A 1,412-nucleotide genomic window follows, 5' to 3' on the forward strand; every position below is an offset into this window, starting at 1 on the left:
GGGAGCATCCCGGTTTTGTAAATGGTTAAAAGTATGATAAGAGCCAAAATTTTTCGCCCTCCGCTATATGATAGAACGCAAAAGTTATCGCCCGCACGCTAACCGAACTGGCGAGAGAGGAGTATCTAAAGTATGGGATTTGGGAAGAAAAATAAAAAAGAGGTATCTATATTCTAGATTAATTCATTCAAGTAAGCACACCTAAGTTTGAGCATTTGATTAATATTTTCACTCCCCCACTGAGCGCCGGAAATTTTTAATCTTCTATCAATCTGTTTCACTAATGATTCCACCGCTCCCGACCCAATAGAACAAATCTTTTGGCTGGATAAGAGTTGATAGTTGACAATTCGATTCCGATGTTTTGTGAGATATTTACAAAAGTTAGTAGCCTGACGACTACTGCACAACTCAAACAACTTAATGGTTTCATCTATACGACCTTGCCACAACAATTCTTTGGCTTGAGACAGCCGTTTCCTAGACCCTGCTACTTTGTACAGATTTTCTACTAAATGATACCAGTCTAAGATTTCTCGGCGATTACCATCCGGATTGAATTTACCGATGATATTCCAAATTCCGTCATGTCCATCACCTAAACAAGTCACTAGGGAATTTAACGGCTGACGATTGACATAATCAATCAATACTTCATTTTCCAGAAAATATGCACCATAAAAGCTGCCATGAAGACTAACTGCTTTGTAATCCAGCCAGTGAGAACCCTCTCCTTTTGGTCCTCTAACACGCACTTTCCCTCCATCTACGCTGGTTTCTTTAATGGGGGCTTCTGCTACTGGTTCAACCCACTCTTGGTTTTCTACCAATCTATGTAAACTGGTATGACCTATCTTGACTCCCGTCTGTACTTCAATTTCTTGAGATGCCTTGGAATAGGATAACAGGGCTACTTGTCGCAGACAGCATTTCTCAAAAACAGGGGCCAAGCGAGTCGATTTTTTGAGATTTAATTTTTCTGCTTGTTTTTCGGTAATTTTTAACTCACCCACACAGCTTTTTACTGTTCGGGGACGTCCTTTGTCTGTCCCCGTGGTTTCTTTGATAAAAAAAAAGCAACTTGGGGTCCCACTATCTCTATCCATTGTTTTCTCAGGTGACCTTCTATTGTTTCCAGGCTCTCTAATGCCTCGGGGGGAGTGTTTCTGTATAAAATTTTGGCGATTTCAGCAGTATGAGCTTGTAAACGTGCTCGGGTAGTCAGGCGTCATTTTGATTCCCTCAAAATTATTTATTGACTATTGTAACTCTTGAGACACTCTATTCTTCAGTTGCTATAAAATGGCTTATTGACTCTAAAACATATTTTTTCGGGAAGCTAAGTGTCGGTTTTCCAAAAAAACAATACATCATATCATACTTTTGTATACTTGCAAAATCGGGATGCTCCC

The 1,412-nt window shown here is 39.9% G+C and carries 1 protein-coding gene; it reads right to left on the bottom strand.

The features are described from left to right. Positions 1-173: 173 nt before the first annotated feature. Positions 174-1,225, bottom strand: a protein-coding gene (locus tag QT987_RS29735) for an ISKra4 family transposase (protein WP_333247079.1) whose coding sequence is annotated in 2 segments (ribosomal slippage) — positions 174-1,075 and positions 1,075-1,225 — 1,053 coding nt in all. Because the reading frame shifts where the segments join, the coding sequence is not laid out codon by codon here. Positions 1,226-1,412 lie beyond the last annotated feature (187 nt).

Source organism: Microcoleus sp. SVA1B4 (genome assembly GCF_036700545.1).
In the GTDB taxonomy this organism is placed as follows: domain Bacteria; phylum Cyanobacteriota; class Cyanobacteriia; order Cyanobacteriales; family Microcoleaceae; genus Microcoleus.